Below are 20,900 nucleotides of genomic sequence, written 5' to 3'. Positions count from 1 at the left end.
CGCCTGACGTCGTTGTGGATAACTCCACTGAGGAATGTGACGTCCTAGGAACACCCTGGGTGCGACGGAAGGTTGACTCGCGGATCAGTTTGGTCCGGTCACCCTCGCTCGGCCGCGTACGCGGCCAGCCAGGCGACCTGGGCCGGGTCCAGCGACGGACGGACCCGGCGTCGCGCCGTGGCGACGTGCGCGGCGGTGACCGTGGCCGCCGCCAACGACTCCCGCATCGCGGCCAGCGCCGCCTCCCGGAGCAGCGCCGCACAGTCGGCCGCGGAGAATCCGTCCAGCTCCCCGCCGAGTGCGGCCAGGTCGACGTCCGGCGCGAGCGGCACGTTCCGGGACGCGGCCCGCAGGATGTCGGCCCGGGCCGCGCCGTCCGGCGGCGGCACGTAGACCAGCCGTTCCAGCCGGCCCGGCCGCAGCAGCGCCGGGTCGACCAGGTCCGGCCGGTTCGTCGCGCCGACCACCACCACGTTGCGCAGCGTCTCCACACCATCCAGCTCGGTGAGCAGCGCCGCGACCACCCGGTCCGTGGTCCCCCCGTCGGTGGCCTGGCCACGGACCGGCGCCAGCGCGTCCACCTCGTCCAGGAAGATCAGCGTCGGGGCCGCCTCCCGGGCCCGGCGGAACAACTCACGGACCGCGCGTTCGCTCTCGCCCACCCACTTGGAGAGCAGCTCCGCGCCCTTCACCGAGAGCACGTTCGCCCGACCCGAGCCGGCCAGCGCGGTGACCAGATACGTCTTGCCGCAGCCCGGCGGCCCGTAGAGCAGCACACCGCGCGGCGGCTGCACGCCGAGCCGGGCGAAGGTGTCCGGGTAGGTCAGCGGCCAGAGCACCGACTCGCTCAGCGTCTGCTTCACCTCGACCAGATCACCCACGTCGTCCAGGGTCACCGAGGCCAGCTCCAGCGTGGACGCGGCCATCGTCGTCGGCCGGACCACCTCCAGAGCGGCCGTGAAGTCGGCCATCGACACGGTCGGCGTCTCGGCCGACTTCTGCCGCAGCGCGGCCCGTACCCCAGCCTCCCGGACCAGCGCCGCCAGGTCCGCCGCGACGAATCCGGGGGTACGCCCGGCCACCTCGTCCAGCCGGACGTCGTCCGCCAGCGGCACCTGCCGGGTCAGCACGGTGAGCTGCTCGCGGCGCAGCGCCGGGTCGGGCAGGGGGATGCTGATCCGCAGGGACAGCAGATCCGGCGCGCGCAGCGCCGGGTCGACCGCCTCCGGCCGGCCGGTGGTGCACACCACGGCGGCACCGGAGCGGACGGTCTCCGCGAGCACCTGGCGGAACACGGTCGCCACCGGGCCGGGCTCGTCCGCCGGGGCGAGGGCCTCCACATCGGTGACCAGCAGCACCGCCGGCCCGCCGGCGCGGACCGCCGCCGCCACGGCACGAAGCCGGTCGGCGGCGGCCTGGTTGGCCAGCGCGGCGACCTCGGGTGCCCAGAGCGGGTGGACGCGGGCGCCGACCCGGGCCGCGACCGCCCGGACCAGGGCCGATTTGCCGGAGCCGGCCGGTCCACCGAGCAGCACTCCCAGCGAGACGGTGGTGCCCAGCCGGCCCAGCACCTCCCGATGGTGGAAGCCGAGGTCGAGCAGCTCGGTCAGCTCCTCGGCCTGGGCCCGCAGCCCGGGCAGCTCGTCGACGTCGGGCGCGTCGTCCTCCTCCAGCGGGTCCACGGCCGCATCGGTCGGAGCCGCAGCCGGCCGGTGCCCGCCGGGGCCCCCGGGGGGCCGTTCCGCCGGGGCGAGCCGGCCGGGAACAGCGCCGTGGGTGACCGGGCCGTGCTCCCAGCCGACCAGCGTGTCCATGGTGACCAGCGCGCCCGCGGCGGGCTCGACCGCGACCACGGTGAGCAGGGTGCTGGTCCAGGCGAACCCGACCGTGTTGGCGAGGCTGCGTCGGGCCGCCTCGATCAGGCTGCGCACCGAGGCGTCCGGCAGCACGTCCTGCGGCAACAGCGAAACGTCGTCGCCGGGCGTGACCACCTTGCCCAGCAGAGCGAGCCGGAGCATCTCCGGGCTGACCGCCGCCACCACCTCCACCGGCCCGGCCAGGGTCACCCGGCTCGCCGGGATCAGCGACGCCGGGATCACCCGTACCTGGCCGCCGTCGTGCAGGCCGAGGTTGCCCAGCGTCAGGTCGTCGGCGTACAGCAGGGCGGCGCCCGCGCCCGGCCCGGCCGCCGCAACGATGCCGGCCGTCTCCCGTCGGCCGACCAGCCGGACCGGGTCGCCGGGGCGCAGCCCCAGCGCGGTCAGCACCTCCGGGTGCAGCCGGACGACGCCGCGCCGGGCGTCCAGCGCCGCCGGCCGCAGGCTCGCCGTGAGAGTCAGGTCGGGTTGGGCCACCGCCCGACCGTAGCCGCCGTCAGCCAGTCCCGCGGTCAGCGCCGGGGATCCAACTCGTCCAGCAGCGACGGGTCCCGCCGGATCAGCTCGGCCAGCCGGGCGGCCGGGTCCGGGGTCAGACCGTTCGGGCCGGGAGCCCAGGCCGGCACCGTCCGGCCGGACAGCGGCCAGGCCGGCGGGGGCTCCACCGGGGCCGCCGAGGGCTCCGGACCGACCGTGACGTGCGGACCGTCCCAGGAGATCAGCAGCGGGTACGTCCGCCCGCCGTGCTCGACACGGACGGTCACCGCCAGCCCCGGGTGAGCGCCGACGACCTGGCGTACCGCCTCGGCCACCTCCTCGACCGGGCCCCAGCCGGAGACCTCGCCGGGGGTGTCCCGCCCCGCGTGCCGCCCCGGCCCGCCGTTTCGGGCGTCGGTGCGGCCACCGCCCGGGTCGGCCGGTCCACCGGCCGGACCCGGCGATGCGTGCTCGTCGCGATCGTGGGCCCGCCGACGCAGCGCCTCCTCGCGCCGGGCCAGCCGGGCCAGCGTCTCGTCCAGGTCGCCCCTCACCAGATCACCCCTTCCCGCCACGGCCGGAGCCGGTCGGCTCAGGCCCTCCTGTCCCGGGTGGCCCGGTCCAGCGCACGGTCCAGGACGACCAGCAGGGCGTCCCGCACCGAGAGCCGGTCCCGAGCGTCGAACTGCACCAGAGGTACATGATCTCCGATGGCCAGCGCCCACCGGATCTCACCCAGCTCCAGGGCCACCCGTCCGTCGAAGGCGTTGACCCCGACCACGAACGGCAGGCCGGCCCGCTCGAAGAAGTCGATCGCCGGGAAGCAGTCGTCCAACCGGGCGCTGTCGACCACCACCAGCGCGCCGAGCGCGCCCCGGGCGAGGTCGTCCCACATGAAGCCGAACCGTGCCTGCCCGGGAGTGCCGAACAGGTACAGCTTCAGGCTTCGGTCGATGGTCACGCAACCGAAGTCCATCGCCACGGTGGTGGTGGTCTTGCTCGACCGGCTGCCCCGGTCGTCCACCCCGATCCCGGCGCTGGTCATCTCGGCCTCGGTGGTCAGCGGCGCGATCTCGGAGATCGCCCCGACCGTGGTGGTCTTGCCGACCCCGAACCCGCCCGCGATCAGGAGCTTGACCGGAACGGGTGGCGCGGCCGGCGGCCGGTGGGCCGGCGGTGGCGTCGCCCCGCTGCTGGCCGGCAGTCGGTACGGGGGAGGTGGCACGGCCGGTGGCGGGCCGGTGCGCCCGAGCACCGGGCCGATGCCCGGCGTGGTGCCGTAGCGGGCGGCGGCGCTGTTGCCGGCGAGTCCCCCGAGCGGGGCGACCGGCCATTCAGGAGATCGCACGGAGTCCATCAATCACTCGCAGGATGAGGTCGGGGTCGTAGGCGTGGTCGGCGTCGGTGACGTGCACGTCCAGGTGTCCGGCGGCACGCAGGTCGCCCACCAGGACCCGGGTCACGCCGAAGTGCAACCGGGTCCGTGCCGAGAGCTCGGCCACCGAGATGGGCTCGGCGCAGAGCGCGATGATCGCCATGAGCTCCGGCGCCAGGGGAGCGGGCGGCGGGGCGGTCCACGGGCCGCTGTCCGGACGGACGGTCACCTGCGTCTCCAGCCCGATCGCCGGGTCCGCGCCCGCCACCCGTCCGGAGGTGAGCACGAACGGCCGGGGACCCGCCGGCCAGCCGGCGCCCACCTCCGTCGCTGGTTCCGCCGACCCGTCGCCCTCGGTCGAGGGCGCCGCGCGCAGGTAGGGACGGATCCGGGCGCCAGGCCCCGGGTCCGGATCCTCACCGGCGACGTCCCGGGTCATTGCTGGACGGCGTTCTTCAGCTCGACGATCAGCCGCGGCGTGAGGGCGCCGCCGGCCCGTCCGGCGAAGAGCGTCATCTCGTACGCGACCGTGCCCAGGTTCGCCGACCGGTCCGCGACCACACCGAGCACGGATCCACTGCTGATCGCGCTGATCAGCAGGTAGCCGTCGGCCATGTCGACGATGACCCGGTTGAGGCCGCCGAGGGCGTACCAACTGGCCGCCCCGCCGGCGAGGCTGGTCATGCCGGAGACCACGGCGGCGAGCCGCTCCGCGTTGGACCGGTCCTTGATCGCCGACATGGCCATCAGCAACCCGTCCGAGGAGACCGCTATCGCCTCCAGCACCCCGGCCGTGCTGGAGGTGAAGGAGTCCAGCAGCCAGTTGAACGTGCGGGCCTCCGGGCTGAGGTCCCCGGCGGCGGCGCCGGACTGGCTCTGGTGGTCGACGTTGTCGTGCAGAAAGGGGCTGGTCACCGTGATGATCCTTCTTCGTTCCGGCGGTCTGGGCTGACTTCGCGAAGAGCGCGGGCGACGCCCGCCTCGAAATCGTTGAGGAGATCGCGGACCTCGGCCGGGTCGCCGAGGTGCGAGCTGGCCGGCTGGGCGGGCGGGGTGGCGGTGACGTTCGCCCCGGGCACCCGCCGGCTCAGCAGGGGCCGGCCCGGCGTCGCCCCGGTCGGGCCGGCGGTGTCGGCGACGGTCCCCGCCGACCAGTGCCCGGCGAGGTCACCGTTGCCGGGGGCAGCGGCGTTCAGCTCGGCCCGTCGTACGCCGGACTGGAACGCCTCGACGAGCGCGCGGGCGGCGGCCGGGTCGGCGCCGGTGGCGTCCACCGGCCCGACCGGCGCGGAGGCGGCGCTCAGGCTGGCCCCGGGCACCCGCTGCCGGACCGGCGGGCCGCTCGGCGTCCCCGATGGTTCCGGGCTTGCCGGGGCCGGACCCGGCACGGTGCGGTTGGGATTGCCGATGCCGGCGCCGGCGATGCCCGCGCCGCCACCTTTCGCCCCGCGCCCCGGTCGTCGGGGCAGGCCCGACTCGGTGAGTGGGAGGTCGACCGGTGCGGGTGGCGTCGTGTCGGCGGCGGCCGGTGCCCCGCTGCCGAACGCGTCCCAGGACGCACCGGACTCCAGGCTGCGGGTGGCCCGGCTGAGCAGATCCGGGTCGAAGCCGGCCGGTGCGGCGGTGGCCGTGAGGGATCGTGCGCCCCGGCCGTGACCGAGCGCGGCCGGCGAACGCCGGTCCCGTTCGGGCACGGCGGCCCGGGCGACGGTGGCCCCGGCCCGGTCGGCGCGTCGGAGCACCAGCGACGCCGGTGGGATCTCCAGCTGGGCCGTTACCCCGCCGCCGTCGGTGGCGGCCAGGCTCACCACCCAGCCGTGGCGGCGGGCCAACCGGCCCACCACGAAGAGGCCGAGCACCTCGGTCGGTGCCAGGTCGAGCCGCTCCCGCCGGGTGAGCCGTGCGTTCTCGTCGGCCAGTCGCTGCTCGCTCATCCCGATGCCGCGGTCCACCACCGTGATCCGGGCACCGAGCCCGGACGCCTCACCGGCCACCAGCACCCGGGTGTGCGGCGGGGAGAAGATGGTGGCGTTCTCCATCAGTTCGGCCAGCGCCAGGATGAGGTCGCCGACCACGGCCGGCGCGGCCGAGATGCCGGCCGGCACCCGCACCTCCACCCGGGTGTAGTCCTCGATCTCGCCGAGCGCCAGCCGGACCACGTCGGCCAGCGGCACCGGCGCGGTGTGCGCGTCCGCCCCGGCCGATCCGGAGAGCACCACCAGGCTGCCGGCGTTGCGCCGCAGCCGGCTGGAGATGTGGTCGAGCCGGTACAGGTGCTCCAGCCGACCCGGGTCGACCTCCTGCTGTTCGAGCCGGTCGATCAGCGCGAGCTGCCGGCCCACCAGGTTCTGGGTGCGGCGCCCGACGTGGCCGAACATCTGCGCCACGTTGCGCCGGCCGGCGACCTGCCGTTCGACCAGCCGGGCCGCGGTGCTCTGCACCCGGTCGAAGGCCCGGGCCAGGTCGCCGATCTCGTCGTTGGCCCGGATGTCCACCGGATCCAGCCGGACCGGCTGGGCGCTCTCCGCCTCGTCGTCGGTGACCCGCACCAGCTCGGCCTCGGCGACCCGCGCGACCCGGTCGGCGGAGCGGGTGAGGCGGGTCAGCGGCCGGGCCACCGTACGGGCGACGGCCGTGCTGAGCAGCACCACCACCGCCAGGATCAGCGCCGCGGCGCCTCCGACGAGGTACGCGGCGGTCAGCGCCCGCCGCTGCTCGGCGGTCACCTCGGCGAGTACGTCGGCGACCAGCTTCTTCTCGATGAACTGGCCGAGCCGGATCATCGACCGGACGGACGGGAACAGCGCGTCCAGTGGGATGTCGCGGATCGCTCCGGCCGGGTCCCGGGCGCTGGTGACCAGGAAGTCGGAGCTGGTACGGGCGGCCACCGCCACGTCGTTGAGCCGGGCCACCGTCAATTGCTCGGGCGTGATCAGACTGCGGAAGCGCTGGCTGTCCACCTGGAGGGCGGCCATGCAGGCCACGTACCCGGCGCTGGCCTGCGCGCTGCCGGTCGCCTTGACCAGCACGATCAGGGTGGCGCAGGCGCCCAGCCCCTCGTCGGCGCGCAGCAGCCCGTCCAGGGCCAGCACCTGGCGGCCCGGCCGGGTGTCGGTGTCCACGCTGAACGGCAGCCGCAGTGAGTCGATCATTCCCCGGTTGACCGGGCCGAACGCGTCCATCACCTGGGTCGGGCTGGCGGCCCGGGCGAGGACGGCGGTCCGCAGGTCGATGAGGCTGGACACGCCGTGCAGGGCGTGGTCGACCTGGTCGGTCAGCGCGTCGCTGCCCCCGGCCCGCAGGTCGGCGACGCGGTCGTCCACGTCGGCGGTCTTGCGGACCAGTTCGGCGCGTTCCACCCGGCCGAGCAGGAAGCCGACCGAGAGGATGCGTTCCTGCTGGAGGTCCTGCACCAGGCTGCCGACGCGGCTGGCGAGTCGCACCCGCTCGGCGATGTCGCTGGCGCGCTGGGCCGCGGCCACCCGGTCGAGCACCACGGGCACGGCGAGGCCGACCATGCTGAGCAGGGGGATGACCACGAGCAGCGCGAGCTTGCCGCGGATCCGGAGCCTACCGAGCAGCATCGGACGGTCCCCACTGGGCGGTTTCCGGGTCGCGGGTCGCGCCGACCGGTTGCAGCGGCCGCGGGTCACCCGGTCGACCGGTGTGGATCGCCGGCTGCCAGGGGTCGCCCGATGGTGGGAGGTCGGGGCTGTCGGCGCGCGTTGCGGGCAGCGTGGCGCGGCGGCGGGCGCGACGGCCGGCGGCGATGAGCAGCGCGGCGAGCCAACCCAGCAGCAGCAGGGCGGTCACCCCGGCCCCGATGGTCTGCCAGCGGTCCCGGTCCAGCGCGTCGATCCGCTCGATCAGCAGGGCGTCCAGCTCACTGAGGATGACCGGCTGGAGCTGGAGGGCGGCCGTGTGCGTGTCGAGTCGGGCGGCGGCCAGCCTGGCCGGGTCCACCGCGCCCGTGGCGGGGGCCGGGGCGGACGACGCGGCCAGCGCCTCGACCGAGCGCTGGTAGGTGTCCAGCGGGGTCAGCACGTTGGCGCCCAGGTCGGTGCTCTCCGAGCTGTCCACCGCGGAGCGCAGGTTGTCGACCAGGTCGGTGGCGGGCGTCAGCGCGGCCACCCGCAGTCCGGTCAGCTCGATCAGGCTGCGGGCCTGCTCGGCGGCCGGCCGGCGAGGGGCGAGGGTGCCCAGGTCGGCGAGCCGGCCGGCGGCCACCAGCGCTTCGGGCAGCTGCTGGCCGGCGCTGTCCTGGAGGAAGAAGGAGTCGGCGCCCGGGTCACGAACCAGCCCGGAGCTTTCCCGGACCTTGCGGTGCAGGGCCAGCAGCAGATCGGTGACCTCGCCGTACGCGGTGTAGGCGGACTCGGGGTCGGTGGGGCTGCGGCCGTTCAGCGCCTCCAGTTTGGTCCGCAGGCCGGCCCAGCGTTCCTGGCTGCGCAGCTCGGTGCCGATCCGGGCATCCACCGCGGCGGCGTCCTCGACCGCGCGGGTCAGCGCCTCGCGGGGGGCGGGGCGACCGTTGACCGCGGCGGACTGGGTCTCGATCAGGGCGTCGGTGACCGGGGCGAGGGCACGGAGGTACTGCACGCCGAGCCGTTCCCGGGCGGCCAGGTCGCGGTTGTCGCCGGTCTGCCGCCAGGTCTGCACCAGGAGCAGGCCGATCGGCGCCAGCAGCGCCGTGACGAGCAGCAGCGGCAGTAGTCGGCCCCACCTGGACGGCCGTCGACGGGCCCGCGGCGCGGGGACTGTCATGTGTGTCTCCTCCGGCTTCGGGCGGGGGGTCGGCGCGGTGGCGGGTTCGCCGACGAGTCCCGTGCACCGGACCGGAAAACTAGCCGAATCGCCCGTGGGCGAACCGGCTGCCGGTGAGTCAGGTTTGCGTCAGTTCGAGCGATGTCACCGTTCGTCCGTGTTGCGGGCACGCTGTGTCCCATCGGCGGGTGTGACATGAAGGGATCGAGGTGGATATCCGCCGAAGATCGGAATTCACGTGATCCGAACTCAACTCACTGTGCCGCCTTCGACGGTGCGCGGTCGCACCTCGTCCGACCGCCGATCGGAGCAACCGGACGGACGTACGGCGGATCTCAGCCAACGCTCAGCCTGTGGCCCGTACCGTGTGCCGCATGAGATCGCCGTCGCCGGCCGCGTGGTTCCGGCGTGCCCTGCCCACCCGCCGCCGAGCGATCGCCGCAGCGGCGGTCGTCGTCCTCCTGGCGGCCGCCGTGACCTGGGCGGTGTGGCCGCAGGGGCCGGGCGTACGCACCGAGAGCGCGATGCTCACGGTCCGTTCCGGACCGTCCGGCGACCAGCCGGTGGACCTGGACACCACCTTCTACCTGCCGACCGACGCCTCGTCCGGTCGCAAGGTGCCGGCGGTGCTGTTGGCGCACGGGTTCGGCGGCACCAAGGAGTCGGTGCGCTCCGACGCGGAGGAGTTCGCCGGGCGCGGCTACGCGGTGCTCACCTGGACCGCGCGGGGCTTCGGCCGCAGCGGCGGCGAGATCCACCTGGACAGTCCGGACCACGAGGTACGCGACGCGCAACGGCTGCTGGACTGGCTGGCCGCCCGCCCGGAGGTGCGCACCGACGGCGCCGGCGATCCGAAGGTCGGCGTGGTCGGCGGCTCGTACGGCGGTGGGCTGGCGCTTCTGCTGGCCGCCCAGGACCGCCGGGTGGACGCGATCGTCCCCATGATCACCTGGAACGACCTGTCCCGGGCGTTCCTGCCGGAGAGCACCGGCGGGGCGCCGACCGAGGGCGTGTTCAAGAAGGGCTGGGCCGGTCTCTTCTTCGGTGGGGGCGGCAACGTGGGCAGCGGCCCGGCCGGGCTCTCCGGCGGGACCGCCGCCCAGCCGGAGGGCGCGCCGGCCTCCGCCGGCCCACCGAGCCCGGGGCCGGGCGCCGGTCCGGGTACCGGTCCGAGTGGCGCCCCGGCGGGTGCCGCCGACCCGTCCTGCGGCCGGTTCGCCGCCGACGTGTGCGCCGCGTACCTGCGGATCGCCACCACCGGTCGGGCCGACCAGGCCGCCGTGGACCTGCTGCGCCGGTCCAGCCCGGCGGGCGTGCTGGACCGGATCAAGGCGCCCACCCTGCTGGTGCAGGGTGAGGCGGACACCCTCTTCCCGCTCGGCGAGGCGGACGCCAACGCCGAGGGCATCGCCGCCGCCGGCACGCCGGTGCGCGTCGCCTGGTTCACCGGTGGGCACGACGGCGGCGCGGGCCCCCGTTCGGACTCGGACCGGGTGAAGTTTCTGACCGTCCAGTGGCTCGACCACTACGTCAAGGGGGAGGGCGACGCGCCCGGCGACGACTTCACCTGGTCGCGGATCGCCGGTTTCGACGCGCTCGACCGGGGCCTGGTCGCCACCGGCTTCCGCCGCGCCGACTACCCGGGCCTGACCGGCACCGCCCGTCGGGAGGTCGTGGTCACCGGCCCGGCGCAACCGATCGCGAACCCGCCGAACGGCAACCCGGCCGCCATCTCCTCGGTCCCGTTCGCGGGCGGGCTCGCCTCGCTGCTGGACGGTGTGGCCGGCGACGTGCCCGGCCAACACGCCCGGTTCGAGTCGGCGCCGCTGACCGACGCGGTCGACGTGGCCGGCGCCCCCACCGTCACCTTGCGGGCCGCCTCACCGACCGGCGAGGCGGTGCTCTTCGTCAAGCTCTACGACGTCGACCCGGAGGGCGGGGCCACCCTGCCGAACGGGCTGGTCGCCCCGATCCGGCTCACCGGTCTGCCGCAGCGGGTGCAGGACGCCCGCCCGGTCACCGTGACGCTGCCCGGGATCGTCCGACGGGTGGAGGCCGGCCACCGGCTGCGCGTCGTGGTGGCCACCTCCGACCAGGCGTACACCACGCCGGCCCAGCCCACCGTCTACACGGTGGCGGCGGACGGCGCGGTCAGCCTGCCCACGGTCGGCGGGGAGCCGATCCCCACCACGGCGACGATCTGGCGCTGGGTGCTCGCCGGCCTGCTCGCCGCCATCGCGATCGGTCTCGTCGTGGTCGTGGCCGTGGTCCGCCGCCGGCACCGCCGCCAGGACCGGTCGGTGCATCCGGAGTACGCGGACACGCCGCTGGCCGTGCGCGCACTGCGCAAGGAGTACGCGGACGGCTTCGTCGCGGTGTCGAACGTGGACTTCGAGGTGCACCCGGGTCAGGTCGTGGGCCTGCTCGGGCCGAACGGCGCCGGTAAGACCACCACGCTGCGGGTGCTGATGGGGCTGACCCAGCCGACCGCCGGGGAGATCTACGTCTTCGGTCGCCGGCTGGTGCCCGGTTCGCCGGTGCTCTCCCGAATCGGCGCGCTGGTGGAGGGGCCGGGCTTCCTGCCGCACCTGTCCGGACTGGACAACCTGAAGGCGTACTGGCGGGCCACCGGGCGGCCGTGGGAGGACGCGCAGTTCGACGCGGCGCTGGAGATCGCCGGCCTGGGCGACTCCGTGCACCGGAAGATCAAGAACTACAGCCACGGGATGCGCCAGCGACTGGCCATCGCCCAGGCCATGCTCGGCCTGCCGGAGCTGCTGGTGCTGGACGAGCCGACCGACGGGCTCGACCCGCCACAGATCGCCGAGATGCGCCGCGTGCTCCAGCGGTACGCCACCGACGGCAGGGCGGTGCTGGTCTCCAGCCACCTGCTGGCCGAGGTGGAGCAGACCTGCACGCACGCCGTCGTGGTGAACAAGGGCCGGATCGTGGCGTCCGGGCCGGTGGAGGAGATCGTGGGCGAGTCGCCGAGCGTCCTCTTCGACGTCACCGACCCGGTGGCGGCGCGGGCGGTCCTGGACCGGCTGCACGGGGTCCGGGTGCTGCCGGAGAGCGATGGTCAGCTGGTGGTCGACACCAACGGCACGGCCCGCAGCGACGTGGTGGCCGAGTTGGTGCGCGCCGGCATCGGTGTGGACCGGGTGGTGCCCCGGCGCCGCCTGGAGGACGCGTTCCTCGCCCTGGTGGGCGAGAACTCTCGGGGAAGCGGTGACCGGTGATGGCTGGCTCTTCCGTCGAGACGCCGATGGGCGTCACCGACCCGGCCGGCGCGGCCCGGGGCTACCGGCCGTCGGCGACGATGCCGTTCGCGGCGGAATTCCGTCGGCAGGCGTCCCGGCGGCGGACCCAGCTGGCGCTCGGCTTCATGGTGCTGCTGCCGCTGATCATCCTGATCGCGTTCCAGTTCGATTCGGGCGGCGACGACGACAACGGCCGCAACGAGTTCTCCAGCCTGGTCGAGCTGGCCACCTCGGGTGGCCTCAACTTCACTCTCTTCTCGATCTTCGTGTCGGCGTCGTTCCTGCTGGTGGTGGTCGTCGCGCTGTTCTGCGGCGACACGGTGGCCAGTGAGGCGAGCTGGGGCAGCCTGCGCTACCTGCTGGCGATCCCGGTGCCCCGGGCCCGGTTGCTGACGGTGAAGCTGGTGGTCGCGCTCGCGTACTCGGGGCTGGCCCTGGTCCTTCTGGCCGGCACCGCGCTGCTGGCTGGCACGCTGCGCTACGGCTGGTCGCCGCTGCGCAGCACGGTCGCCGCCGAGCTGGAACCCACCGAGGGGCTGCTCCGGTTGCTGGCCGTGCTCGGCTACCTGGCGGTCGTCCTGCTGGTGGTGGCCGGGCTGGCGTTCCTGCTGTCGGTGACCACGGACGCCGCGCTGGGCGCGGTGGGCGGCGCGGTGCTGCTCTGGATCCTGTCCAGCATCCTGGACCAGATCACCGCCCTCGGCGCGCTGCGCGATTTCCTGCCCACCCACTTCAGCACCGCCTGGCTGGGGCTGCTCTCCACCCCGGTGCAGACCGACGACGTGGTGCGCGGCAGCATCTCGGCGATCAGCTACGCGACGCTGTTCTGGGGGCTGGCCTTCTGGCGGTTCACCCGCAAGGACATCACGTCATAGCCGGCTGTCGGGCGGGCTCACCGACGACGGCACCGCGCTCGGTGCCGGCGGTGGGGCCGGGCGCGTCGGCACCGGCGTGGGCGGGTCGGCCTTCTTCCAGGCGCTGACGCCGATCCGGCCGGTGTTGCCCAGGTCGACGGGCCCGTCCGGGTCGACCTCCGCGGCCGGCTGCCCGGCAGCGGGCGCCACCGTCAGATACTCCCCGTTGGTGGCCACCACGGTCGGATCGGTGACCAGGTTGCGCCACAGCACCACGGCGGTGGCCCGCTCCTGAGGGGCGAGGGTGACCTTCCGGGGCGGCTGGTCGAAGCCCGAGGTGATCTCCTTGGCGCCGTTGACGACGCGCAGCATGATCGGCTCGCGCTGCTCGTCGAACAGGTGCAGCACCGGGTATCCGTTGAGCTGGTACGGGCGGTCACCGCAGTTGACCAGTTCGAGGCCGAGGGCACGCAGGCCCATCGCGGCGTCCGACCCGGTCGACCGGATCTGGATGCCGGACGCCGGACACTCGGCCATCGGGTCGGGGCTCGTGGACGCTCCGGGCGCGGTGACGCGTCCGGGCGTCGTGCGCGAGCCGTCCCCGGACTGGCCGCGATGATCGGCGGACTGACAGGCGCCGAGCGTGAGCGCCGCCGCGACCGCCGCGACCGTCCGGGTCGCCGTGCCGGCCCGTCGCCGTGTTGCCGTCCTGCGGAAGATCATGAGCCGATCCTCGCGTACGTGGCCGTCCCGCCCGCTGCTGGCTCGGTCGGACCTACTCCTGATGGACCTCTGGGGCTGAATCGTTTGCGACATCGCTCGATACCGTCGAGCCACCGACAGCGGCACCGCGGCCTGCGTAACCCGGTCATCGTTGGGCAGGTCAGCCGCCGCCAGCGCTCTGGCGGCGTGTCGCAGTCCTCGAGCCATGACTGCGGCGAGCGGTATACCTCAGAGTCATAAAAATGACTCTGAGGTATACCGCTCAGCAGTGACCCTGTGCCCGGCGGAGCCCGGGTCGAGGCGAACCGCGCCGCGGCGCGATGAGGCCGGGATCCCACCCCGTGTTCAGGGCAGCTTCACGGGCTGTACGGAGAGCCGCACGGGCTGTACCGTCACTTCGGGAGCGCTCCCATGGGCACCGCGATCGATGCGAGGTGATCCCTGGCACGGGCTGGCCAGGGCTGTTCCTGTCAATGGAGGTATCCATGAACGTCTCTCGGCTCGGCGGGCCGACCCTGTCCCTGTTCCGCATCGTGACCGGACTGCTGTTCACGTTGCACGGCCTGTCCTCGGTCTTCGGGTTGTTCGGCGGCAACCCGATGACCGGCAAGGCGGTACCGCTCGGCACCTGGCCGGGCTGGTGGGCCGCCCTGATCCAGCTCATCTGCGGCGCGCTCGTGCTGTTCGGCCTCTTCACCCGACCCGCCGCGCTGCTCGCGTCCGGCTCGATGGCGTACGCCTACTTCGTCGTGCACCAGCCGGACGGCCTGCTGCCTCTGCACAACGGTGGTGAGCTGGCAGCGCTCTTCTGCTGGTCGTTCCTGCTGGTCGCCGCACTCGGCTCGGGGCCCTGGGCACTCGACCCGCTGCTCTTCCGACGTCGCGCCGACGATCCGTCGCCACCGGTGGCCGAGCCCAGCCCGGTATCCGTCTGACCGCACCCGTGCCGCGCGTGGCCGGAGCCTCGACGAGGTGGCTCCGGCGACGCGCCGGCGCCGGCGGGGCGCCGGCGCCAGCGGGGCGCCGGCGCCAGCGGGGCGCCGGCGAAAGCGGGTGGTGTGGCGTCAGGCCGGCGGGCGGGGGGTGAGAACCGCGTCCAGCAGGCCGGGGTAGAGGCGGTCCAACTCGTCGCGGCGGAGCCGGACGTAGCGGCTGGTGCCGGCGGCGCGGGTGCGGGTCAGGCCGGCCTCGCGCAGCACCTTGAGGTGGTGGCTGCGGGTCGCCTTGGAGACTCCGAATTCGAAGGTGCCGCAGGCGTGCTCGCCGCCCTCGGCGAGCGCCCGCACGATCTGCAACCGCACGTCGTCGGCGAGTGCGGCCAGCACGGCGGTGACCGGTACGGCGGCCAGGTCGGGTTCGTGCGGCTCCATGTGAGCAGTGTAACCCTTGTTCGACAATCGTCGAACATCCTCCTAGGGTCGGTGTCGTTGGTTCGACGATACTCGAACATAGGAGCTGCCGATGCGATCCCGCGCCGCCGCCTACCCGCTACTGGCTGTGCTCAGCTGGGGAGTGATGTTCCCGATCCTGGCCAGTGCGCTTCCCCGGGTCGATCCGCTCAACCTGACCACCGCGCGCTACCTGCTGGCCGCCGTCATCCTGGTCGGCATCCTGCTGCTCCGCGAGGGCGCCGGCGCGCTGCGGCTCGGCGGCCGGGCGGTCGAGGTGGCGGTGCTCGGCGTGGTCGGCTTCGCCGGCTTCAACGTGCTCACCAACCTGGCGCTGGAGCACGCCGCACCGCAGCAGATCGCCCTCTTCGTGGCGACCACCCCCGTCATCACCCAGCTGGTCCGCTGGGTCCGGGACGGCGTACGGCCGAAGCCGCTCCTGCTGGCCCTCTCGCTGGTCGCGCTCCTCGGCGTCGGGCTGGTGATCACGCGCGGCAGCCTGGCCGGCGTCGGTCAGTTCGGTCTCGGCGGTCTGATGATGATCGGCGCGGTGCTCGGCTGGGGCATCTACACCCACGGCGCCGGCCGGTTCGGCGGTTGGTCTCCGCTGCGGTACACCACCCTCACCGCGCTCGCCGGCACGGCCGCCATGCTCGCCGCGAGCGTGCTCGCCGACGGAATCGGCTGGCAGCACGCTCCGGGCGGCGCCGACCTGGTGGCGGTTGCGCCGCAGCTGGCGTACGTCGTGATCCTGGGCGCCGTGGTCGCGGTGCTGGCCTGGAACACCGGCGTGCAGCGGCTCGGCGCCGCCAACGCCGCGCTGTTCATGAACCTGGTCCCGGTGACCACCTTCGCGGTGCAGATCGCCCGCGGCTACCGGCCGGAGCCGGTCGAGCTGGTCGGTGCCGCGATCACCATCGCCGCCCTGGTCGCCGCGAACCTCGTCACCCGGCCCCGCACCGCCTCCGCGTACCAGGCGAACGCCGTCACCGACCCCGTCGCGGTGATCGACCCCGTCGCGGTGGTGCGCGCCCGCTGACCCACTCACTGGGATCTGCGCTGGAGGCTGCGCCCGGCTTTGCCTAGACTCGACGGCACAACTGAATACCTCATCCAGAGGGGCTGAGGGATACGGCCCGACGACGCCCCGGCAACCACCCCGCGCGCTCACCGCTGAGCGACCCGCGGGGCAGGTGCCAATTCCGTCCCCGCCGCACCGTGCGATGCGGGGAAAGATGAGAGGACCCTCGACATGACGTCGACGCTCGCCGCCTCCGGCATCGACACCTCCGCCAGCCCCGCCCGCGCACTGGTCTGCCGTGCCTGCTCGGCGCGTTACCCGCTCGCCGCCCAGCACGCCTGCTACGAGTGTTTCGGCCCGCTGGAGGTCGACTACGACACGGCCGCCCTGGCCACCGTCACCCGTGCGCAGATCGAGTCCGGCCCGAACAGCATCTGGCGGTACGCCGCGCTGCTGCCCGCCGGTCAGGACCCGGCCACCCGGGTCACCCTCGACCCGGGGCTCACCCCGCTGGTGGCGGCCCCCAACCTCGCCGCCGAGCTGGGCATCACCGCGCCGCTCTGGGTCAAGGACGACAGCGCCAACCCGACCCACTCGTTCAAGGACCGGGTGGTCTCGGTGGCGCTCACCGCCGCGAAGGCGCTCGGCTTCACCCGGTTCGCCTGCGCCTCCACCGGCAATCTGGCCAACTCGGTGGCCGCGCACGCCGCCCGCGCCGGGGTGCCCTCGGTGGTCTTCATCCCTAGCGACCTGGAGCAGGGCAAGGTCATCACCACCGCCGTCTACGGCGGCGAGCTGGTCGCCATCGACGGCTCGTACGACGATGTGAACCGGCTCTGCGGGGAGCTGGTGGAGACCGACGAGTTCGAGGACACGGCGTTCGTCAACGTCAACGTCCGGCCGTACTACGCCGAGGGCTCCAAGACGCTCGGCTACGAGGTGGCCGAGCAGCTCGGCTGGCGGATCCCGGCCCAGGTGGTCATCCCGATGGCCAGCGGTGAGCTGCTCACCAAGATCGACAAGGCGTTCTCCGAACTGGTCGAGATCGGTCTGGTCGAGGCGCCGGCCGGCGGCTGGAAGGTCTTCGGCGCCCAGTCCGCCGGCTGCAACCCGATCGCCACCGCCCTGCACGCCGACACCGACACGATCACCCCGGTCAAGCCCACCGGCATCGCCAAGTCGCTCAACATCGGCGACCCGGCCGCCGGCCTCTACGCTTTGGAGGCGGTCCGCCGCACCGACGGCTGGATGGAGTACGCCGACGACGACGAGATCCGCGCCGGCATCCGACAGTTGGCGCGTACCACCGGGGTCTTCGCGGAAACCGCCGGTGGGGTGACCGTGGCGGTGCTGCGCAAGCTGGTCGAGTCCGGTCGGCTCGACCCGACGGCGGAAACCGTCGTCTTCAACACCGGGGAGGGCCTGAAGACCATCGACGCGGTGGCCCACCAGGTCGGTCCGACCCACCACATCAAGCCTTCCCTCCGCGCCGCCCGGGACGCCGGCCTGCTCGGCTGACGTCATCCGCACCGGCTATGTGCGGGCGTGATCGACTCCGTGTCGCCGACCCGGCGGTATCAGGCGACCTGGAAGCCGCAACATCGGCGACACGGAGTGGATCACGCGCTGGGGCTTGCGTGGTTCGGGCGGTTGCGTCCGGTGAGTGGGGGATGGTGGATCGCCCGGATGGGGGACCGGGCCGATCCGCCGGGTAACTGGGTTTTAGCTGTGAGTGTGGAAAACCCGCCGCTCTGGACTTGACGGCAGGAACCGGACGGCGCAAGATGCTCCGTGCGGGAGGGCATTTCGCCGGAGACTTTTGAAGTTCTTGCGACCCAACGCCGGAGGCGTTGTGCGAGTGTCCCTCCCGACCACGTCCGATCAGGCCAGCGAAAATTCGCTGGCCTGATCGCTTTTCCGGGGTGCACGCTCAGCGGCATGACCATCACCATCGCGTCGTTCGACGGCGCCGACCGCGCCGCGGTCGACGAGGCGTACCGGATCGGCGCGGCGGCCAACGAGGTCGACCTGCCGGACTTCCCGCCCTTCTGCCGACGCCGCTTCGACGCGCTGTTCCACACGCCGATGCCCGGTACCGAATCGCTCTGGGCGCTGGCCCGGCTGGACGGCGCTCCGGCCGGCTACCTCCAGCTGGACCTGCCGCAGCTCGACAACACCGACAACGCCACCGCCGAGCTGACGGTGCATCCCGAGCTGCGGCGCCGAGGCGTCGGTCGCGCACTGCACGAGTACGGGGTACGCCTGCTCCGCGAGCACGGCCGCAAGCGGGTCGTCGCGATGACCGTCTCGGCGCTGCCCGACGGGCCGCCGCGATCAGCGGCGGGAGACGCGTTCGCCGCCGCGACCGGAGCCCAGCCCGCGTTGGCCGAGGTGCGTCGCCGCCTCGACGTCGGCCAGATCGACCGGATCGCCCTGCGCGCGGCGCTCGCCGAGGCCCGGCCGCGGGCGGAGGGCTATCAATCCGTCTGCTGGCAGGGCTCCACCCCACAGGAGTACGTGGCGGACATCGCCTACCTGGACGGCCGGCTGCTCATGGATGCCCCCATGGGTGACGTGCAGTGGGAACCGGAGCAGGTGGACGCCGAGCGCATCCGTGGCAACGAGCGGGCCCTGGACGCCCGCGGTCGGCGGCGCTACCACCTCGGGATGCGGCACGAGGCGTCCGGTCGGCTGGCCGCCTGGACCCTGCTGGATGTGAGCGCGTCCGCCGACTGGCACGCCTTCCAGCAGATCACCATCGTCGACCCGGCCCACCGTGGGCACCGGCTCGGCCTCATCGCCAAGGCGGAGAACCTGCACCACCTGCTCACGCACCAGCCGGCGGTACGCGTGATCGACACCTTCAACGCGGCCAGCAACAGCTACATGGTGGCGATCAACGACCGGCTCGGGTTCCGCCCGGTGGACTCCTGGACCGACTGGCAGCTCACCCTCTGATCCGCACGGTCAGCCGTCCGGCCGGTCCAACTGTCCGCCCAGCTCGCGGACAGCAGAGTGGAAGTCCTCGTCGGGGGTGAAACCATGCCCCTGCACGGAGGGCGGCACGGTGTCGGTCGGCGGGATGAGCAACCCCTTGGGATCGCGTACCCGCCGGTCGACCCGCGCCGCCGGATCGTCGGGCATGGCCGGCGTCGGAGCGAACACCGGCCCGGCCACCGGGTCGGTGTACCGCCAGAGGTTGATCCACCGCCACGACAACTGGTCGCCCAGCTTCCGCAACACCTCGTCGTTGACGTACGCCGGAAAGACCCGGCGGTACCGACTCCCCAGGGGAGAGCCGTAGGTGAGCAGGGCGACCCGCCGCCGGCACTCGTCCGGGAGTTGGAGCACGGTCACGGCGATCAGCACGCTGCCGTGGCTCTGGCCGGACAGCACCACACCGTGCCCGTCGGCGGTGAGCTGCCTGACACGGCGGGTCAGCTCCGGAACCGCCCGCTCGACGTAGCAGGGCGGGGCGAGCGGATGCGCGGCGCGCGGCCAGAAGGTGGCCAACTCCCAGAGCACCCCGACCAGCCGGATCGCGCCGGACCGGTAGGCGAACAGTCCCATCCCGGCGAGGACCAGGGCGAACAGGCCGATCAGCAGGGCACCCAGGTCGGTCACGAAGACCACCGGGCGGGCCAGCGGCTCGTCACCGAGCGAGAGAGCGAGCGCACCCGGCCCGAGGCCGGTCACCGACAGTCCGGCCGCCGCCAGGGTGAGCACCGCCAGCACGCCGTACGCGGAGGACAACAGCGGCCCGAGTCGATCCGCCAGCCGGGCGTGCACGATCGCGTCCCGGACGGCTCGGGTCCGTTCCGGTGGCACCCGGGACGCTTCCGGGTAGTCCCGGCGGACCAGATCCTCGGCCGCCCGGCGGCGGCGGCCCCGGCCGATCCGGGGGGCGAGCAGCGCCGCCACGATCACCACGACCACCGCCAGGGAGAAGCCCAGGGTGACCCAGCGGTAGGCGATCGGCGGCGCCAGCGGTGGCGCGTCGGGGGGCAGCGGCCGGGCCGGCGTCGGGCTGGAACCACGGTCCAGGTACTCGGCGAGCCCGTAGGTCAGGCCCGAGGAGTACGCGACGCCCAGCCCGATCGCGACGGAGATCAGCACGGGCGCCCCGACCCCGGTGAGCAGGAAACGCGGCCGTGGTAGGTGACGGCGCTGCACCAGGACCATCAGGCCCAACACCGCGAGCAGGACCATCTGCCCGGCGAACAGCCCGGCCACCACCACGCCGTACCCGGGCAGCGTCCCCTCGGCCGACCACGGCGGCCGGGGCGTCAGCGCGTACCCCAGGGTCAGCGCGGTGAGCGCGACCGCCGCCCACCGGATTGTCGACACGCTGAGCTGGTCCTGCTCGCCGTACCGCTCGATTCGTGGCCGACAGAGCAGCACCACCGCGCCGCCGAGCAGCAGCACGTCCGCGGCCAGCAGCAGCCAACCGGGCAGGGCGGCGTCGTGCGGGGCCAGCGCCAGCAGCAGCGTGACGTTGAGCGTCCCGAGCGCCGCCGCGACGTGGACCGAGCGCAGCCGGCGCAGCAGGGAGCGGGTGTCCCAGAAGGCGGGCGTGTCGAGCCGGTCCGCGCCCACCCCTGGCGTCCGGGCGCTGTCCTCGGGAAGCTGCCAGGTCCGGGCGCCGAGCCGCCAGACCACGGCGATCGCGATGACCGGCAGCACGGCCAGCAACGCGAGGCGCTGACCCGGCGGCACGCCACCCAGCCAGGAGATCTCCCGGCGCCCGTCCAGGCACCTGGGGTAGGCCGCGCACTGCCAGGCGATCAGGTCGAGGGACACCCCGACGGTGGACAGCACGTACATCGCGGTCATCGTCGCGGCCAGCAGGCGGCACACCGCTCGCGCGGCGGCGCCGCTCCGGCCGGGGACCGGCAGCATCCAGACCGCGATGTTGCTGAGCATGAACGGCAGCAGCAGGACCAGGGAGAAGGTCCGCCGCGCGGTGCCACCGGTCAGCCTGCTCCAGCGGTACGCCTCCAGCGTCGCCCCGTCCGGCTCCGCCGGGTCGCCGAATCCGGGCCGGGGTCGGTAGAAACCCGCGTCGTCGTCCCCCGCGACCCGTACCACGATGGGCCGGTCGAGGATCGTCTCCGGACCCTTGTCGGCCACCCCGTGCACCCGGATCTCGGTGATCCCCACC

At 73.7% G+C, this 20,900-nt stretch carries 16 protein-coding genes and 1 riboswitch; of the genes, 6 read left to right on the top strand and 10 right to left on the bottom strand.

Annotated features, from left to right (window positions below; all coding sequences use genetic code 11):
• Positions 1-98: 98 nt before the first annotated feature.
• From EAD89_RS10785 to EAD89_RS10755, 7 genes are read right to left on the bottom strand one after another with little or no spacing between them, the layout of a single operon-like run.
• Complete coding sequence (locus tag EAD89_RS10785) at positions 99-2,354, bottom strand: AAA family ATPase (RefSeq protein ID WP_121675589.1); 2,256 nt, start codon at positions 2,352-2,354, stop codon at positions 99-101.
• Positions 2,355-2,389: 35 nt separating this feature from the next.
• A complete protein-coding gene (locus EAD89_RS10780; RefSeq protein WP_121657169.1) occupies positions 2,390-2,908 on the bottom strand; it encodes a hypothetical protein in 519 nt (172 codons plus the stop codon).
• A 38-nt stretch (positions 2,909-2,946) separates the two neighbouring features.
• The gene (locus EAD89_RS10775) at positions 2,947-3,711 is read right to left on the bottom strand and encodes an ATP/GTP-binding protein (RefSeq protein ID WP_199733469.1); all 765 of its coding nucleotides are present in this window, start codon (positions 3,709-3,711) and stop codon (positions 2,947-2,949) included.
• Positions 3,689-4,168 carry a DUF742 domain-containing protein gene (locus EAD89_RS10770; protein ID WP_121675588.1) on the bottom strand — a complete coding sequence of 160 codons (480 nt, stop codon included), beginning with the start codon at positions 4,166-4,168 and terminating at the stop codon, positions 3,689-3,691. Before EAD89_RS10770 ends, EAD89_RS10775 begins: the two co-directional genes overlap by 23 nt.
• Positions 4,165-4,644: a roadblock/LC7 domain-containing protein gene (locus EAD89_RS10765; protein WP_199723605.1), complete on the bottom strand. Its 480-nt coding sequence runs from the start codon at positions 4,642-4,644 to the stop codon at positions 4,165-4,167. Before EAD89_RS10765 ends, EAD89_RS10770 begins: the two co-directional genes overlap by 4 nt.
• Complete coding sequence (locus EAD89_RS10760) at positions 4,641-7,313, bottom strand: nitrate- and nitrite sensing domain-containing protein (protein ID WP_121675606.1); 2,673 nt, start codon at positions 7,311-7,313, stop codon at positions 4,641-4,643. Before EAD89_RS10760 ends, EAD89_RS10765 begins: the two co-directional genes overlap by 4 nt.
• The gene (locus EAD89_RS10755; protein ID WP_121675587.1) at positions 7,300-8,493 is read right to left on the bottom strand and encodes a hypothetical protein; all 1,194 of its coding nucleotides are present in this window, start codon (positions 8,491-8,493) and stop codon (positions 7,300-7,302) included. Before EAD89_RS10755 ends, EAD89_RS10760 begins: the two co-directional genes overlap by 14 nt.
• A gap of 374 nt (positions 8,494-8,867) precedes the next feature.
• Between EAD89_RS10755 and EAD89_RS10750 the strand changes: the two genes are divergently transcribed.
• Both EAD89_RS10750 and EAD89_RS10745 read left to right on the top strand, forming a co-directional pair.
• Positions 8,868-11,732, top strand: a complete 2,865-nt coding sequence (locus tag EAD89_RS10750) for an alpha/beta fold hydrolase (protein WP_121675605.1) — start codon at positions 8,868-8,870, stop codon at positions 11,730-11,732.
• Positions 11,732-12,628: an ABC transporter permease gene (locus EAD89_RS10745; protein WP_121656574.1), complete on the top strand. Its 897-nt coding sequence runs from the start codon at positions 11,732-11,734 to the stop codon at positions 12,626-12,628. The genes EAD89_RS10750 and EAD89_RS10745 overlap by 1 nt, the downstream gene beginning before the upstream one ends.
• Here the strand turns inward: EAD89_RS10745 and EAD89_RS10740 are convergent.
• Positions 12,623-13,330 carry a DUF4232 domain-containing protein gene (locus EAD89_RS10740; protein WP_121675586.1) on the bottom strand — a complete coding sequence of 236 codons (708 nt, stop codon included), beginning with the start codon at positions 13,328-13,330 and terminating at the stop codon, positions 12,623-12,625. The genes EAD89_RS10745 and EAD89_RS10740 overlap by 6 nt on opposite strands.
• 485 nt (positions 13,331-13,815) lie before the next feature.
• Here EAD89_RS10740 and EAD89_RS10735 point away from each other — a divergent pair, with 485 nt between their 5' ends.
• Positions 13,816-14,265, top strand: a complete 450-nt coding sequence (locus tag EAD89_RS10735; protein ID WP_121656576.1) for a DoxX family protein — start codon at positions 13,816-13,818, stop codon at positions 14,263-14,265.
• Between the two features lie 129 nt (positions 14,266-14,394).
• Here the strand turns inward: EAD89_RS10735 and EAD89_RS10730 are convergent, their stop codons facing one another.
• The gene (locus EAD89_RS10730) at positions 14,395-14,700 is read right to left on the bottom strand and encodes a helix-turn-helix transcriptional regulator (protein ID WP_121675585.1); all 306 of its coding nucleotides are present in this window, start codon (positions 14,698-14,700) and stop codon (positions 14,395-14,397) included.
• Positions 14,701-14,791: 91 nt separating this feature from the next.
• Between EAD89_RS10730 and EAD89_RS10725 the strand changes: the two genes are divergently transcribed.
• The 3 genes from EAD89_RS10725 (at position 14,792) to EAD89_RS10715 (ending at position 18,697) form a co-directional block, all read left to right on the top strand.
• Positions 14,792-15,757: a DMT family transporter gene (locus tag EAD89_RS10725; RefSeq protein ID WP_121675584.1), complete on the top strand. Its 966-nt coding sequence runs from the start codon at positions 14,792-14,794 to the stop codon at positions 15,755-15,757.
• A gap of 67 nt (positions 15,758-15,824) precedes the next feature.
• Positions 15,825-15,960, top strand: a riboswitch (SAM riboswitch).
• A 10-nt stretch (positions 15,961-15,970) separates the two neighbouring features.
• On the top strand, positions 15,971-17,257 hold the full coding sequence (gene thrC / locus EAD89_RS10720; protein ID WP_121656579.1) for a threonine synthase: 1,287 nt from the start codon (positions 15,971-15,973) through the stop codon (positions 17,255-17,257).
• A 420-nt stretch (positions 17,258-17,677) separates the two neighbouring features.
• The gene (locus EAD89_RS10715) at positions 17,678-18,697 is read left to right on the top strand and encodes a GNAT family N-acetyltransferase (RefSeq protein WP_121675583.1); all 1,020 of its coding nucleotides are present in this window, start codon (positions 17,678-17,680) and stop codon (positions 18,695-18,697) included.
• A 9-nt stretch (positions 18,698-18,706) separates the two neighbouring features.
• On the opposite strand, the gene EAD89_RS10710 is transcribed toward EAD89_RS10715, so the two are convergent.
• On the bottom strand, positions 18,707-20,899 hold the full coding sequence (locus tag EAD89_RS10710; protein ID WP_121675582.1) for a hypothetical protein: 2,193 nt from the start codon (positions 20,897-20,899) through the stop codon (positions 18,707-18,709).
• Between the last annotated feature and the right edge of the window lies 1 nt (position 20,900).

The organism is Micromonospora sp. BL4 (assembly GCF_003667505.1).
GTDB lineage: Bacteria > Actinomycetota > Actinomycetes > Mycobacteriales > Micromonosporaceae > Micromonospora.
This window is presented reverse-complemented; position numbering and strand designations above follow the sequence as displayed.

What these genes read in the sequence shown, in the direction of transcription:
- EAD89_RS10775 (WP_199733469.1), bottom strand. Translation starts at nt 3,711, where the DNA reads ATGGACTCCGTGCGATCTCCTGAATGGCCGGTCGCCCCGCTCGGGGGA.
- EAD89_RS10770 (WP_121675588.1), bottom strand. Translation starts at nt 4,168, where the DNA reads ATGACCCGGGACGTCGCCGGTGAGGATCCGGACCCGGGGCCTGGCGCC.
- EAD89_RS10760 (WP_121675606.1), bottom strand. Translation starts at nt 7,313, where the DNA reads ATGCTGCTCGGTAGGCTCCGGATCCGCGGCAAGCTCGCGCTGCTCGTG.
- EAD89_RS10755 (WP_121675587.1), bottom strand. Translation starts at nt 8,493, where the DNA reads ATGACAGTCCCCGCGCCGCGGGCCCGTCGACGGCCGTCCAGGTGGGGC.
- EAD89_RS10750 (WP_121675605.1), top strand. Translation starts at nt 8,868, where the DNA reads ATGAGATCGCCGTCGCCGGCCGCGTGGTTCCGGCGTGCCCTGCCCACC.
- EAD89_RS10745 (WP_121656574.1), top strand. Translation starts at nt 11,732, where the DNA reads ATGGCTGGCTCTTCCGTCGAGACGCCGATGGGCGTCACCGACCCGGCC.
- EAD89_RS10740 (WP_121675586.1), bottom strand. Translation starts at nt 13,330, where the DNA reads ATGATCTTCCGCAGGACGGCAACACGGCGACGGGCCGGCACGGCGACC.
- EAD89_RS10735 (WP_121656576.1), top strand. Translation starts at nt 13,816, where the DNA reads ATGAACGTCTCTCGGCTCGGCGGGCCGACCCTGTCCCTGTTCCGCATC.
- EAD89_RS10730 (WP_121675585.1), bottom strand. Translation starts at nt 14,700, where the DNA reads ATGGAGCCGCACGAACCCGACCTGGCCGCCGTACCGGTCACCGCCGTG.
- EAD89_RS10725 (WP_121675584.1), top strand. Translation starts at nt 14,792, where the DNA reads ATGCGATCCCGCGCCGCCGCCTACCCGCTACTGGCTGTGCTCAGCTGG.
- thrC (WP_121656579.1), top strand. Translation starts at nt 15,971, where the DNA reads ATGACGTCGACGCTCGCCGCCTCCGGCATCGACACCTCCGCCAGCCCC.
- EAD89_RS10715 (WP_121675583.1), top strand. Translation starts at nt 17,678, where the DNA reads ATGACCATCACCATCGCGTCGTTCGACGGCGCCGACCGCGCCGCGGTC.